This window comes from Bacillus cereus group sp. BfR-BA-01524, from assembly GCF_022662595.1.
Classification (GTDB): Bacteria; Bacillota; Bacilli; order Bacillales; family Bacillaceae_G; genus Bacillus_A; species Bacillus_A thuringiensis_S.
In genome coordinates, this window is the sequence record NZ_JAKUDW010000056.1 from 19,950 (window position 1) to 34,456 (window position 14,507).

Genomic DNA, 14,507 nt, shown 5'->3' on the forward strand with positions numbered 1-14,507 from the left:
TCTTATTATTTTTTGTCGGTGAATCAATATATTGTGAAAATTGTTGATATAATTTAATTACTATTATTGTGTTTTTATCTCCACCTCTAAAAACGAAAGCACCTCCAACAAATCATCTATGACACGTGAATGCTTAAAATCACCCCAAAACGAATCTTTTTTCCAAACACCAAGAATCCCTACTTGTTCAGAACCAAGCACATCGTTTTCTGGATGATCTCCAACGTAAAGACATTCTTCTGCCTTAACATCTAGCCTTTGCAAAGCACGTTCGAAAATTTCAGGATGAGGTTTTTTAATTTTTTCAGCTTCTGAAACGAGAATGGTGTTTGTATACGTATGTATATGTAGTGCTCGAAGGTTTCTCATCTGAAATTCAGTAAAACCATTTGTGATAATACCAATTTTAATGTTTCGCTGTTGTAACTGTTGAAGTAGTTCATGCGTGTTTTTGAAAGGAATACAATGATGTTGGAAGTTTGTCATGTAGTCGTGCAGCAGTTGCTCTTGCGTTAAAGTAGTAATGTTGTATTCGGAAAGGAGAGTAGCATATACGTTATCCTTCCACGTATAGCCATTATTATCGAGTTTAAGAAATCGAGAACAATACTCGGATTTTTCTATGCCCATCAAATGTGAGGCGAAGCGATTATATTGGTCACAAATAAATCGTTCTAAAGATCGGCGCCGATCTAATAATGTGCCATCTAAGTCGAATAAGATTGCACGAATCATGGGAAACCTCCTTACAGTTTTTATCCCGCTATTTGCCGGGCAGTAAGACCCCCACCTCAAAATTCAGCGGAAGCAAAGAAGTTAGGTGGGGGCCCTGCTGCCCGTAAACGCCCGATTGGTGAGGGCTGATAATCAGTGGGGGATGAACAAAACCCCCACTGATTAAAGTTTCACTTTATCATTAATTATCGCATATTCACAAAAAAATGATTATGATATTTTGTAGAATGGAATAATGGGGGATTGTATGAAGAAACTGTATGGCAAGTTAGTATGTTGTATTATAGCAAGCAGTTTAGTTGCAGGATGCGATAGTGCTATCGAGGTTACGAAAGAAAAAGAAATTTGTAAAACAGAAGAAGATTGCACGCAAATAGGAGATAAAAGATTACAAAAAGTATATAAAAAGATAGAGGGACTTTCAGAACTTGAAAAAGTAGAGGATTATGACATAGAAGAGTATGAAAGTATGAATATGAAAGAGGCGGAACAGAAAAAAGAAGAGGATGACAATTACTTCTTTTTAGCTTCTTATTATATCGATGATGATGAAATTGTAGATCCTTATTTTGAAAAATTGGATCGTAAGAGATTGAATAAAGTTTTGGCAGATGACGAAGTAGCAAAAGATGATTTGTTAAGTCAGCGACAAGATAGAGAGTATCATGAAACCTTATGGGACATGTATCGCACTCTCGTCCCAGTGAAATATCGTGAGAATATAACAGGATTTGGTCTAATAACAGATGGTTATGATGGCGTTGTTGCCCATGTCATGCCAAGTATGGATGACCCGAGAGATTGGGTGCTTAGTTTAGATGTGCTTGATTCTGGGGTGAATATAGATGAAGTGATGAAAACATTAATTCATGAAACGGCTCACGTATTAACGATTGGACATAAACAAGTACCAGTGGATAGAAAGTATTTAGAGGCGTTTGATGAAGAGAAAGACATTTCATCATATCGAAATAAATGTAAAACGGTGTTCGTGAAAAATGGATGTGTGAGAAAAAGTTCGTATATTAACCAATTTTATAATGAATTTTGGAAACCAATTGAGCAAGAGTGGACAGAAAAGAAAGTAGAAGAAAGTGAAGAGGCACAAATTGAATTTTATAAAGAAAAGCATGATGATTTTGTATCACTATATGGAACAACAAATGTAACGGAAGATATCGCAGATACATTTACAGCGTTCATTTTACAAGATTCAAAAAAGGTGAAAGAAGGTACAGAGTTAAAATATAAGAAAATTGCTTTCTTCTATCAGTTTCCTGAGCTTGTAAAAATGAGAGCGGAAGTGCTGTCGGGATTATATGATGTTTCAAAAACGATAGAACAACAAAGTGGAGACTAATGTGAGTTATGCTTTCGATATAGTTTCGTTAAAGAAAAGCGTGAAGAATTTTTAATTCTTTGCGTTTTTTCTTATGTTGATAAAATTGAAAATTCTGTATTTTAATTAAAAAGAAGAAGGAACTGGAGGCATAAAAGAGAATTAGTATAAAAATGTCACAATTTAGACACAATTATAATGCGCGTGTTGTAGGGACTATAATTTTACTCTCGAGGAGGTAATGAAACGTATGAAAACGATTCTTGCTGTTGCTGGTCTCATTTGGGTAATGTCTCACGGTTTTCCGATTTTTGAAGGGGAGCAAATTCGTAGTGCTTTGAATGAAAAGTTTAATGATTATCATGTGATAGATCGAAAAGATAATGTCGTTACAGTACGTGTGAAAGACTGTTTCCATACAGTTACGGTTGCGGATGGAAACATTACAAATGAAACGAAAATGTGTGATAAAAGGTAAAAGAAAGAAGCTGACTATAGCGCACTGTTTTGAGTCAGCTTCTTTTTCTTTTTCCAATTAGAATTTTTTCAACTGCCTCAACAAATACATACATAAGAGTTGCAAGAACACATGTGAGTAGTACGCTAAGTAAGACGAGTGTGAAGTTAAAGACTTGGAATCCGTAGCTAATTAAGTAGCCAAGTCCTTGTTTGGAAACGAGAAGTTCTCCGAAAATAACACCGACCCAGGATAAACCAACGTTTACTTTTAACGTTGAGATAATTGCTGGAAAAGATGCAGGGAGAACGACTTGCTTATAACATTGCCATTTATTTGCACCAAATGTGTCCATCACTTTTATATAGTTAGAATCGACTTCTTGAAATGCACTGTAAATAACGAGAATGGTAATGATGATGGAAATGATTACTCCCATTGCGATAGAAGATGAAATGTTTGGACCGAAAATAACGATGATGATTGGACCGAGTGCAACTTTTGGCATTGCATTTAGGACGACGAGATAAGGATCAAGTACGCGGGCTAGAAGTGGCATCCACCAAAGGAACGTGGCAATAATAGCACCAAGTACTGTTCCGAGAATGAAGCCTACTCCTGTTTCCAGTAATGTCGTCCATATGTGGACCCAAAGTGAACCGTCGATCCATTTCGTTAAGAAGAGATCCCAAATACTCGAAGGAGAGCTAAAGAGTAAAGGATCAATCCATTCTTTTTTACTAGCTATTTCCCATAGTGCAAAGAAAAGAATAAGTAGTAAAAGTTGTAGCGAGCGAGCAATCCAAGCGCGTCTGCGTTCGTTCTTTCGAAATTGTTCATGTAGTTGTTTTATATTATCCAAGTCGTTCCAGCTCCTTCCATATATCTTGAAAGAGGGCTGGGAAATCGTAGTGATGGCGTGCTTCTAACGGTGATAAAGAACGGATACTTTCCGGGACGATAAAGGTTTTTGCGATTTTTCCGGGATTCGCTTGCAGTAAATAAATACGATCACTCATCGCAATCGCTTCTTCAATATCGTGAGTAACAAGTAGTGATGTTTTCTTATATTTATTTAGTAAGTTGAAAACGAGTTCTTCTAGTTTTAACTTCGTTTGATAATCGAGTGCGGAGAATGGTTCATCTAGTAATAAAATTTTCGGATCAGTCGCTAATGTTCGAACGAGAGCGGCACGTTGACGCATACCGCCGGATAGTTCACGAGGATATTGTTCTTCTACACCATGCAGACCGACTTGTTTTAAAAGGTTTAAAGTATGTTCTTTCATCTGCTCATCATAAATCTTTCGAATATGAAGTCCGAGCATAATATTTTCTTCAATCGTTTTCCAAGGGAATAAGTAATCTTGTTGCAACATATATCCCATAGATGATGTTTTCGTTGTAATCGGTTCACCATCTAAAAAGACGATACCGTCAATTGGATCAAGTAGCCCAGCAATGATTGAGAGGAGCGTTGTTTTACCGCAACCACTTGGACCGAGTATAGAAATAAATTCGCCTTCTTCCACTTGTAAGCTCATATCTTCGAGAATAAGTTTGGCATTCTCTTTTGCAAAAAAACAGTGAGAAACGTTACGTATTTGTAAAAAACTCATACCCTTCGCCTCTATTTCTTAATAACGCTTTCGGCAATTTTTGTATTGACGAGCGCTTCATGTGGGACTTCTTTTTGTAATTCGCCAGCGTCTTTCATAATAGTTTGGAGCTGTTTCCATTCTTCCGCATCTAATAGTGGATTTGTTGCATAAGAATGTTGCTTTTTGTACCGTTCAATTACTTTTACTGTTATGTCTTTTGAAGTGTCTTTAAATAGCGGGGAAACGGCATCAGCAATTTCTTCTGGACTATGTGTATCAACCCATTGTTGTGCTTTATAGAGCGCACGTGTGAACTTTTCAGCAGCAGCTTTATCTTTCTTTAAGAAACTTTCTTTTGCCATGAACGTTGTATAAGGAACAGTACCAGATTCATTTCCGAATGAAGCGACGATATAACCTTTACCTTCTTTCTCAAGTATACTTGCAGTCGGTTCAAAGAGCTGTACAAACTCTCCAGTACCAGATGCGAAGGCATTTGCAATATTAGCAAACTCGATATTTTGAATTAAGTTTGTATCTTTATGAGGATCAATGCCGTTTTTCTTTAAAACATATTCCCCCACCATTTGCGGCATGCCGCCTTTACGCTGTCCTAAAAACGTAACACCTTTTACATCATTCCAATTAAAAGAGTCTAGTTTTTTACGTGAAACTAAAAATGTCCCATCTGTTTGTGTAAGCTGTGCGAAGTTAATGACAGGGTCTTTCGCTCCTTGTTGATGAACGTAAATAGACGTTTCAGAACCGACGAGAGCAATATCAATTCCGCCAGATAATAGGGCGGTCATCGTTTTATCGCCACCAGCTGTTGTTTGTAGGTCAATATTTAGTCCTTCATCTTTAAAAAATCCTTTTTCAATCCCAACATATAATGGGGCATAGAAGAGAGAATGGGTAACTTCGCCGACGCGAATGTTTTGAGTTTGTTCTTTAGTACCTTCTTTTTTACTACTACAAGCAGCAAAAGTAAAAACAGCTAGTAACATGATGCAAAAAATCGCGATTAATTTTTTCACTATATAACACCTCCTAGAAGTCACTCTACAAGCATGATATGTAGGTAAGTGCCCATATGTGAGTGTAGATAGCAGGAATTTTTTGGGTGGTAAAGAAGTACAAATATAAGGGGTGATAAAATGGAGTACGAATACGATGATAGCGTACATTTACATCTTGATTATTTCGGGACAGAATGTGATATGGAATCGATTGCTTATAAGAGGAAGAATGAAGACGTATGGGATGTGTATTTTAATTTTGGAGTATACGGTATTCAGAAAGACGATGTAGAGTTAGGGAGATTTATGGACGAATATGCTGGTCATTACGTTTTTTCTGTACATGCTCGCGATCTTAGCTGGGAATTTGGAAGTGCCCAGTTTGAAGAGTGGGTTTTGAAAAATCGGATAGTAGAAAAAACGCTACAAAAATAGGAGGAATTTTGTGATTGGATTTCTCATCTTATTATTTATTTTTGTGGCCGGATTTTTTATCATGCAAATGCTTATTTACCGATTTGCAAAGAAAAACATCCATAAATATACAAAAATAAAATGGTTTCATATGTGGCTACATATGAATATGAAAAAAGGTCCGAGATTAGATTTTTTTGATTTTGTAATTATAGTACTCGTATGTATCGTATGGAAAATATGGCTGCTTCCTTTTATATAATACACATGCTAATCATTTTCTCTTTTATCATAAAATAACGAAAAGAACCTGTCTTGTGGCAGGTTCTTTTCGTTATAGTAATAGTTGTTAAAAATGAGCAACGCCTTTTTATTAATTTTTTCGTATTTTCATGTGAAATCTTTAATAGCATTAAGGATTTCTAAAAAGTAGTTATTATATCATAAAGTGGAATGCTGAAATTAACCTTTTCAAGAATGAATAATTTGTATACCACAATTTAACTATTGATTAAGGAAGTATTAAGGAAATATATTTATAGTAGAAGCAAGTTTGCAGACGAAATATAGGATATATGTTATTTTAATACAAATAGTTTTTTCGATGCGGGGTGAAATTAATACATAGAAACGAGGGAATGAATTGAAATATGGTTCTACACTTTTTCATCTTCCAAAAAGAAATATATTAATTTCTAGCATTATAAGTAGTATGGTGACATTATTAGTAATAACTATGCTGTTTATGATTTTAAAGGTTTTTAATTTAGACATGATGAAAGATCATTTAAATCAAAAGCTTGTTTTAAGTGTTATGATGATTTCCATATGGGGCATAACATTTTATATTACTCATTTCAATAAAAAAGAGATGTCTATATGTAAGGCATCCCTGAGAGTGCATTTTATATTATTTTTGCTAGCTCATACAGTAGCATTATTTTATATTGTCATGCAAGTTAATATGAGTTTCATAGAGACAATGAATTGGATTTACATTTATAATATGCAGTTTATATTAAGTGTTGTAGTAATTTATGCAATATATATTCTTGTATATAATTTAATAGGTAAGGTTTTTCTAAGTATGGTTTTAACGAGCTGTACGTTAGTCATTTTAGGTATTGTGAATTATTTGAAGCTTATTTTCAGGGGTGATCCGTTATATCCTTCTGATTTCACACAAATTACGCATATGCAATCTGTTATACCGATGGTGATGGACTATTTTAGCTGGAGTTATATTTTTGTCATTATCTTAAGTATCGTAGCTTGTATTGTTGCAGGGATATATATGAGAAGATATATTCAAAATGTAAAGATTCATCTAGGAATAAGAGCCTTATTAGTAGTAGGATCTATTTTTGTTCTATATGCGTACGGTAATTTTGCGAATACATTTATGAATAAAGTATTTCAAAAGTCAGGTGTAGATTTTGTTTTGTGGAATCAAAATGAGAACTATGCTTCAAATGGTTTTGTACTAGGGTTTATTAGCAATTTAGATACAACAGTTATGGAAAAACCAAAAAATTATTCTAAAGAAAATATGCTTCAAATAGCAAACGATATAAAAAAACAATATAGTGGAAATATAGGGAACGAAAAGAAAAAAGAGAAACCGAATATTATTTTTGTAATGAGTGAATCGTTTTGGGATCCGACGAAAGTAACCAACCTTTCATTTAGTGAAGATCCTGTACCAAATTTACATCATTATATAGAAAACTTTCCTGGTGGACAAACTATTTCTCCTACATTTGGGGGAAATACGGCGAACGTTGAATTTGAGGCATTAACGAGCTATTCAATGAGTTTGTTAAAGCCAGGTTCTATACCATATCAGCAGGTTATTACAAATAAGAAAGAAATTCCATCAATCCCTACGGCGTTGAAAAAAGAAGGTTATTACACAAGTGCAATTCATTCATTTGGTCGCACATTCTTTAAACGTGATGATGTATATAAGGTGTTAGGATTTGATAAGTTTAATGCAGATGACACGATGGAAAATGTGGATATTGATGGAGATTATATTAGTGATTTAGCGATGAGTAAAGAGATAATTGCTGAGTTAGAGAAACAAAAACAACCTACATTTATTCATGCAGTTACGATGCAAAATCATTTTCCATTTACAGAGGGCCGATTTGGTGAAAACCTAATAGAAATTAGCGGTCTAGAAAATGAAGAGTCAAAGGGAGAATTAGAGACATATACAGAAGGATTAAGACGTTCAGATGAGGCTCTTCAATATTTAATAGAGCAACTAGATAATTTAGACAGACCTACATTATTAGTATTCTTTGGAGATCATCTTCCATCATTAGGAACAAATAAATCTTTTTATAAAGAAAATGGGTATATAACGAATGAAAAAACACCGAGTGAACGTTTATCAATGGCGCAAACGCCGCTATTAATGTATGCAAACTTTGATATGCCAAATGATAATTTAGGTTTAGTAAGCCCAATCCATTTTTCTAATCTTATTTTTGATTATACAGGATTAAATAAATCCTTATTTTATCAATTTTTATCGGAACTTTACAAGGAAATACCAGTGCTTAGAGATGAATTAAAAGTTGATAAAAATGGAGAAGTAATCAATGATTTAACAAAGAAACAAAAAGAAATGTTAGAGCAATATAAAATGCTTCAATATGATTTACTCGTTGGAAATCAATATAGTAAAGATATCCTCTTTAAATAAAAGAAACAAAAAGAACTTGTATAACGATACAAGTTCTTTTTTCATAGTATTTAACGGGGTAACCAGACAAGCTGGGTTTAGGGAGTATTACTTGTACATTTAGTATATATGAAAATGTAATCGTTTTATTTGTGTGTTTGTGAGAAATGTGTGAATTTTATGTTTTGTAAAAAAACGATTATGTTAACTTTCATTCTTGTATTGCAGTTGTTATGCCTGTAAAAATTTTATCAGTTCTTTATTTAAGTCATCCGCTTGATCGATTGGTGAACCATGGCCACTATTTGTAAGAGCATGTAACTGAGAATTTTTAATTCGTTGTTGCGTAAGCTCAGCACTTTTGTAAGGAATTAGTTGGTCGTGAACGCCGTGGAAGATTTTTGTTGGGACGTTAATTTTATTTAAATCTTTCGTTACATCTTCATTTGCAGCTGCTTGTAAAATTTTGATAAGGGCATAAGAAGCGGACTGCATACCGAGATAAGAAAACCATTCAAGGGTTGCGGCTCCTAAGTTTCTATTAAAAAAGGATAAAGATACATCATTTAAAAATTTTGGTAAATTAGCATACATTTGATTAATAAGAGCATCTGCTTGTTCTTTCGGTACACCGTAAGGGGACTCTTGATTTTTAACGAAAGAGGGGGAGACAGCGTCAATTAATGCGAGCTTAGAAATACGGTGCCCGTTATAGCGAGACATATAGCGAATAGAAAGAGCACCACCAACTGAGAAACCGACTAACGTAGCGTTCTCTACTTGGAGTGCTTCTAGAACAATTGCGATATCATCGGCTAATCGATCATACGTGTAACCAGTCCATGGTTTATCAGATTGCCCATTCCCTCGTATATCCATGGCGATACAGCGAAAGCCATGCTCGGGTAAAACATTGAGTTGATATTGATACATTTGATGATTTAAAGGCCATCCGTGAACGAAGAAAACAGTCTTACTACCTGGACCAGGATTAACGTCTTGCACAAAAATATGCACATCTTTCTCGACAGTAATAAACATAAATGTCCCCCTATTTTATGAATATGCTCGATCCCAAAAGCGTTGTTTTGTCATAGCTTTAATAAATTCATTTGCTAGTCGTATAGGGTCTTGTTCTATTAAAACACCAGGATTTCCTTCGATATTTAAAGATTGAATAATAGACGAGCCGTTTTGGAAGGAGCCAATTGGCTTAAAGTGATTATATGATTCTACGACAAATGAACTTGCTTTGTTAAGAAAATGATCATCCATCTTTCCGCCGATAAGAAGTAATCCATCATAAAGGAGTGGTGAGCCTGTTAAGAAAGTATCATTTACTTCCCACTGTCCATTTGGCGTTCCCTGCACTATGCCTAATCGTTCGGAAACGATCACTGGTTGAAGACCTACTTGTTTGAACTGATTTATTATATATTGTGCGCTGGGCCCATCATATCCATTTGCAACAATGACACCTACTCGTAATGTATTAGGACTAAAGGTCGTATTTGCCATACTGAGTGCTGGAGATGATTTTGTAACGTTGGATTCTTGCACATTTGGGATTTTTGCCCCGATAGCTTCTGCAACTAAAGTAGCCAATTCTGTACTAATATGTCCAATCATATCCACGACTTGTTGGCGGACAGATTTACTTTTGACTTTTCCTAATTCAAAGGAGAAAGCCTGCATAATGTGGATTTTTTCGACGTGACTCATACTATTCCAAAATAAACGAGCTTGAGAGAAGTGGTCTTTGAAGCTAGCAGCAGTTTCCCTTGTTTTATGACCAGATACAGTAGAAGGATATGTAACGAATCCCCCCTTTGTCCCAGGTACAGTATAAGGAGAATTATTTGCTAAGGAATTGTTATGGTAGGCAACTTTTCCTTTGTCGATTATATATTTAGACGCACCATCTCTTTGGTTGTTATGAAATGGGCATATCGGGCGGTTAATCGGTAGTTCTTGATAATTTGTACCAACGCGTGCTAATTGTGTGTCTGTATAAGAAAAGAGTCTACCTTGTAAGAGAGGGTCATTGGTAAAGTCAATACCACGGACGATACTTCCAGGGTGTAGTGCCACTTGTTCAGTTTCAGCGAATACATTATCTACATTGCGATTTAAGGTCATTTTCCCAATGATTTTAACGGGAAAATCTTCTTCAGGCCAAATTTTCGTTGCATCTAATATATCGAAGTCGTATTTAAATTCGTCCTCTTCTTCTAAAATTTGAATGCCAAGTTCGTACTCAGGGTAGTTTCCAGCATTAATATTTTCCCACAAATCACGGCGATGGTAATCTGGATCAGCACCGCCTAGTTTTTGTGCTTCATCCCAAATTAACGAATGAACGCCGAGCTTTGGTTTCCAATGGAATTTCACGAATCGTGACTTTCCATTTTTATTAACTAGACGAAATGTATGAACTCCAAATCCTTGCATCATTCGAAAGCTTCTTGGAATTGTACGATCGGACATAATCCACATCATCATTGCAGCTGATTCTTGATTGTTGGCGATGAAGTCCCAAAAAGTATCATGTGCTGTTTGGCCCTGTGGAATTTCATTATGTGGCTCTGGTTTAAGGGCGTGAATAAGATCAGGAAATTTAATGCCATCTTGAATAAAGAAAATGGGAATATTATTTCCTACTAAATCAAAATTTCCTTCTTCTGTATAAAATTTAACGGCGAATCCTCTTACATCTCGATTCGTTTCATTTGCTCCTTTTGATCCAGCTACTTCAGAGAAACGAATAAAAAGCGGTGTTTTTTTTGAAGGGTCTTGTAGAAAGTGGGCCATTGTTAGCTTTTCTAAAGATTCATATAACTCAAAAATGCCATGTGCTCCGTATCCTCGTGCGTGAACGACTCGCTCTGGAATTCGTTCACGGTCAAAGTGAGAAAGTTTTTCTCGCATAAGGAAATCTTCTAGAAGGGTAGGGCCACGATCACTGGCAGTTAAAGAGTTTTCATCATTTGAAATTTTAACACCTGTATTTGTTGTCATCTCTTTTCCTTCATTCTCACGCGTGAAAGATTGGAGTTGTTCTGTCTTTTTATTTTTTTTGCCGTCCATAAAAAACACCTCCCATAATATACGTATTATTGTTTATGTTTTTTATGCTTGTATATAGCATGAAGATATTGCATAGTTGGGATGATTTTCCTCAAATGTTCGATTTATCTTTGTTTGTCTATGAAAATCATTTATTATAATAAATGGTATTCTTCGAGATATTATTTTGAAGGGGTGTTGAAGTGAAAGAAAGTTTTCTATCATATAAAGAAGAAGAAAGGAATGCAAAAATCCTTTTATGGGTGTTATATGTCATTGTTATTGTATATCAAATTTTCTATGCAATCGTATTAGACGATAAATCAATAATGGATAAGGGGTACAACATAGTATGGCAAGTTATTTGCGGAGTAGCAATACTGTGCGTGAATATATATTTAATGAAAAAAGAGAAGGCCAACCTTGTTAAATATGCATGGATATTTGCATACATAGGGATAGAAATCGCTAATATATTTTCGTATGTTTTTTATAATAAGGCGGCGTTTGATGCAACAAATATAATAGAAATTATTCTCATTTTCTTTGTACCCATATTTTTAAATAAAAAATTTTATGTGATTTTACTTTCTTCTATTGTAGGAAAATATTTGATTTATTTATTTGTATTAGAGGAAGTAAAAGCATTTATGTACCTTATTATGTATACACTTATGTTAATAGCGGCATATATCATTTTAAACCGATTTTTACAATATCTTTCAGCTGTAAAGGAAAGTATTACGATTGCTAGTGAATCGCAAAAATTAGCGGTAATTGGGAAAATGGCAGCGACGGTTGGACATGAAATTAAAAATCCACTCGCTTCATTAAAAGGATTTACACAATTACAACGAGAGAAGCATGAAGAGGATCCTATTTATAAACGTATGATTTTTGAAATAGAAAATATGAATAATATGATAAGTGAGTTGATGGAAGTTGCTACATGCAAACCTTCTATTTATAAGAAACATGATGTGGGGAAAATTGTATTACAAGTAATAACAAGTCTTCGCGAAAAAATGAATGAATTAAACGTACAGTTTATTTCTAATGTGGAAGAAAAAACAATAGAAATTGAATGTGATGAACGAAGAATAAGAGGAGTCTTTTTATATACGATAAAAAATGCTTTAGAGGCAATGGAACAAGGTGGCATATTACATGTAAGATTAGAAAATAAAGGGAAAGAGGATGTAATGATCAGCGTGATTGATAATGGTCATGGTATTAAGCAAGAAAACTTAATTCGTGTTACAGAGGCCTTTTATACAACGAAACAAGATAAAATTGGTCTGGGACTTACGGTAGCGAATCGAATTGTCACCGAGCACCTTGGTGAGCTGCATATTTCAAGTGAAAGAGATACTGGAACGAGAATAGACATCATTCTCCCAAGGAAGTGTGGAAATACTGAAATCCAAGTGGAAGAAAAGCTAGGAGTTACCATATGAATAAAGGCTATATATTTAAAAATGAAGAAATAAAGGCGCTGAAAGCATTTTTAAGTTTATTTTTCATTATATTTTTTGTATATGATCTTGCCTATGAATTTATCGTACCATTAATCGGTGGAGAGCAAGAAGGCGTAGGAGAGTTTGAAGATGGCTTAGGCTTATGGCTTTACTTTTTGATGGTGGTATTGTTTTGTATTGGAATATACTTTATGAAATGGAAGAATGTTTTTGCGGTAAAGTATATTATTCTAATTGGCTATAATGTATTAGATTGTATCCATAACATTATGATTTATTATGGTAGCGATGCAGAATTTGACGGTGGAAATATAGTAGAAGGATTTTTTATTTTGTTCGCACCAATCTTTGTGAATAAAAGATATTTCTGGTTAGTTCCAGCGATACTTGTCGGAAAGTATGCTCTTACAGGAATCATTATTCAATCTTCTCTCGTTTTAATTCCAATGGCATTATATAGCGTATTTACTATCATATGTTGGATTATATTTTTGAGGGTTCAGTCTTACGTTCGTACGCTTGAGATGATGGATAAAGAAATAAAACAGACAGAAAAACTAGCAGCTGTTGGAAAGATGGCAACGGTTATTGGTTATAAGATTAGAAGACCTTTAGCAAACTTAAAAAAACTTGTGAATAAACAAGCAGACAAGCATCCAGAGGATAAAATTTATAGTGATATTATGAAACAAGAAGTAGATCGGATTCATATAATTGCTACAGAACTTAGTGGATTTGAGAAATCTAAATCACTAGAATCAGAAACTCATAACATACAAGAAATTATCTCTTATGTTATTCGAGTTATGGAAAAGCCTGCTTTAAAACAAGGAGTCTATATACAAGGTATTTACAGTAAAGACTTACCATCAATTACATGTGATGAAAAACGATTAAAACAGGTCTTTTTTAATTTAATTAAAAATGCAATTGAAGCAATGTCAGTTGGCGGAACAATTACGATTAAAGTTACTGTAAAAGATGGAATCATCATTCAAGTGAAAGATGAGGGATGCGGCATTCCGAAAGATAAAATTCCAAAGTTAAATGAAGCCTTTTATACAACGAAAGAAACAGGAACTGGTCTAGGTTTAGTAGTTACAGAAAAAATTATTAAAGACCACAACGGTAAAATGAGTTTTGAAAGTGAAGTTGGGGTTGGAACGACGGTTGAGGTTATGTTACCACTGCATTAAATAGAAAAAACATCACTTCCAAATAAGTGATGTTTTTCTATTTTATCTTGCTATTTGTGGATAGTAAAAATCTCATTTTATCGATAAAGAATGTATGATGTATTTCTAAGATCAAAATGTTTTTTTAAGTTTTTATTATGGATTTTTCAGTGAAAAATTTAGACTATAAAAATTAATTGTTTTTTTCTAAAAAAACTATTTTCTTTTTTGGGTTTTAATGGTATATTCAAAACACGATAAATAAATACCTATTTTTGGCACACTATTCGAAAGGATAGGTCGCAAAGCTAAGAGTCTAAAGTAATGAAAATTACTATGATAGTCTGGTTGCAGTTTGGATTTTCACACATAGTTGTATGTATGAAAATCGAAGAGGCAACCGGATTTTTTATTGTCTCAAAAAGAAAAAATAAATGGGCACACTATTCGAAAGGATAGGTCGCAAAGCTAAGAGTCTAAGGTAATGAAAATTACTATGATAGTCTGGTTGCAGTTTGGATTTTCACACAT

Annotated in this window: 13 protein-coding genes and 2 riboswitches; of the genes, 7 read left to right on the forward strand and 6 right to left on the reverse strand. The window is 34.3% G+C overall.

The window, feature by feature from the left end; genetic code table 11:
- Window positions 1–63 precede the first annotated feature (63 nt).
- The gene (locus tag MR170_RS19490; protein WP_242308978.1) at window positions 64–735 is read right to left on the reverse strand and encodes an HAD family hydrolase; all 672 of its coding nucleotides are present in this window, start codon (window positions 733–735) and stop codon (window positions 64–66) included.
- A 247-nt stretch (window positions 736–982) separates the two neighbouring features.
- Here MR170_RS19490 and MR170_RS19495 point away from each other — a divergent pair, with 247 nt between their 5' ends.
- Entirely contained in the window at window positions 983–2,095 is a 1,113-nt protein-coding gene (locus MR170_RS19495; protein ID WP_242308979.1) for a recombinase family protein, read from the forward strand.
- A gap of 229 nt (window positions 2,096–2,324) precedes the next feature.
- Window positions 2,325–2,552, forward strand: a complete 228-nt coding sequence (locus MR170_RS19500) for a hypothetical protein (protein WP_000849112.1) — start codon at window positions 2,325–2,327, stop codon at window positions 2,550–2,552.
- A gap of 34 nt (window positions 2,553–2,586) precedes the next feature.
- Here the strand turns inward: MR170_RS19500 and MR170_RS19505 are convergent, their stop codons facing one another.
- From MR170_RS19505 to MR170_RS19515, 3 genes are read right to left on the reverse strand one after another with little or no spacing between them, the layout of a single operon-like run.
- Entirely contained in the window at window positions 2,587–3,393 is an 807-nt protein-coding gene (locus tag MR170_RS19505) for an ABC transporter permease (RefSeq protein WP_242308981.1), read from the reverse strand.
- Window positions 3,386–4,150 (reverse strand): ABC transporter ATP-binding protein, encoded by a 765-nt coding sequence (locus MR170_RS19510; RefSeq protein WP_000009022.1) that lies wholly within the window; start codon window positions 4,148–4,150, stop codon window positions 3,386–3,388. The genes MR170_RS19505 and MR170_RS19510 overlap by 8 nt, the downstream gene beginning before the upstream one ends.
- A gap of 11 nt (window positions 4,151–4,161) precedes the next feature.
- A complete protein-coding gene (locus MR170_RS19515) occupies window positions 4,162–5,169 on the reverse strand; it encodes an ABC transporter substrate-binding protein (protein ID WP_000733140.1) in 1,008 nt (335 codons plus the stop codon).
- Between the two features lie 120 nt (window positions 5,170–5,289).
- Between MR170_RS19515 and MR170_RS19520 the strand changes: the two genes are divergently transcribed.
- From MR170_RS19520 to MR170_RS19530, 3 genes are all read left to right on the forward strand, one after another.
- On the forward strand, window positions 5,290–5,586 hold the full coding sequence (locus MR170_RS19520; RefSeq protein WP_000455579.1) for a DUF3986 family protein: 297 nt from the start codon (window positions 5,290–5,292) through the stop codon (window positions 5,584–5,586).
- Between the two features lie 10 nt (window positions 5,587–5,596).
- Window positions 5,597–5,827, forward strand: a complete 231-nt coding sequence (locus MR170_RS19525) for a hypothetical protein (RefSeq protein ID WP_000578980.1) — start codon at window positions 5,597–5,599, stop codon at window positions 5,825–5,827.
- 381 nt (window positions 5,828–6,208) lie between these two features.
- Complete coding sequence (locus MR170_RS19530; protein WP_242308982.1) at window positions 6,209–8,278, forward strand: LTA synthase family protein; 2,070 nt, start codon at window positions 6,209–6,211, stop codon at window positions 8,276–8,278.
- Between the two features lie 210 nt (window positions 8,279–8,488).
- Here the strand turns inward: MR170_RS19530 and MR170_RS19535 are convergent, their stop codons facing one another.
- Window positions 8,489–9,298 (reverse strand): alpha/beta fold hydrolase, encoded by an 810-nt coding sequence (locus MR170_RS19535; protein WP_016079974.1) that lies wholly within the window; start codon window positions 9,296–9,298, stop codon window positions 8,489–8,491.
- Between the two features lie 15 nt (window positions 9,299–9,313).
- On the reverse strand, window positions 9,314–11,344 hold the full coding sequence (locus MR170_RS19540) for a catalase (RefSeq protein WP_242308983.1): 2,031 nt from the start codon (window positions 11,342–11,344) through the stop codon (window positions 9,314–9,316).
- Window positions 11,345–11,526: 182 nt separating this feature from the next.
- Here MR170_RS19540 and MR170_RS19545 point away from each other — a divergent pair, with 182 nt between their 5' ends.
- Both MR170_RS19545 and MR170_RS19550 read left to right on the forward strand, forming a co-directional pair.
- Window positions 11,527–12,780, forward strand: coding sequence for an ATP-binding protein (locus MR170_RS19545; protein WP_242308984.1), 1,254 nt, complete (start codon window positions 11,527–11,529; stop codon window positions 12,778–12,780).
- Window positions 12,777–13,997, forward strand: coding sequence for an ATP-binding protein (locus MR170_RS19550; RefSeq protein WP_016079977.1), 1,221 nt, complete (start codon window positions 12,777–12,779; stop codon window positions 13,995–13,997). The genes MR170_RS19545 and MR170_RS19550 overlap by 4 nt, the downstream gene beginning before the upstream one ends.
- A 246-nt stretch (window positions 13,998–14,243) precedes the next feature.
- A riboswitch (cyclic di-GMP riboswitch) is annotated at window positions 14,244–14,332 on the forward strand.
- 71 nt (window positions 14,333–14,403) lie between these two features.
- A riboswitch (cyclic di-GMP riboswitch) is annotated at window positions 14,404–14,492 on the forward strand.
- The last annotated feature ends 15 nt before the right edge of the window (window positions 14,493–14,507 follow it).

Bases quoted from the DNA above. Each gene is read 5' to 3' on its own strand.
- MR170_RS19500 (WP_000849112.1), top strand. From the start codon at position 2,325: ATGAAAACGATTCTTGCTGTTGCTGGTCTCATTTGGGTAATGTCTCAC.
- MR170_RS19510 (WP_000009022.1), bottom strand. From the start codon at position 4,150: ATGAGTTTTTTACAAATACGTAACGTTTCTCACTGTTTTTTTGCAAAA.
- MR170_RS19520 (WP_000455579.1), top strand. From the start codon at position 5,290: ATGGAGTACGAATACGATGATAGCGTACATTTACATCTTGATTATTTC.
- MR170_RS19540 (WP_242308983.1), bottom strand. From the start codon at position 11,344: ATGGACGGCAAAAAAAATAAAAAGACAGAACAACTCCAATCTTTCACG.
- MR170_RS19535 (WP_016079974.1), bottom strand. From the start codon at position 9,298: ATGTTTATTACTGTCGAGAAAGATGTGCATATTTTTGTGCAAGACGTT.
- MR170_RS19495 (WP_242308979.1), top strand. From the start codon at position 983: ATGAAGAAACTGTATGGCAAGTTAGTATGTTGTATTATAGCAAGCAGT.
- MR170_RS19550 (WP_016079977.1), top strand. From the start codon at position 12,777: ATGAATAAAGGCTATATATTTAAAAATGAAGAAATAAAGGCGCTGAAA.
- MR170_RS19490 (WP_242308978.1), bottom strand. From the start codon at position 735: ATGATTCGTGCAATCTTATTCGACTTAGATGGCACATTATTAGATCGG.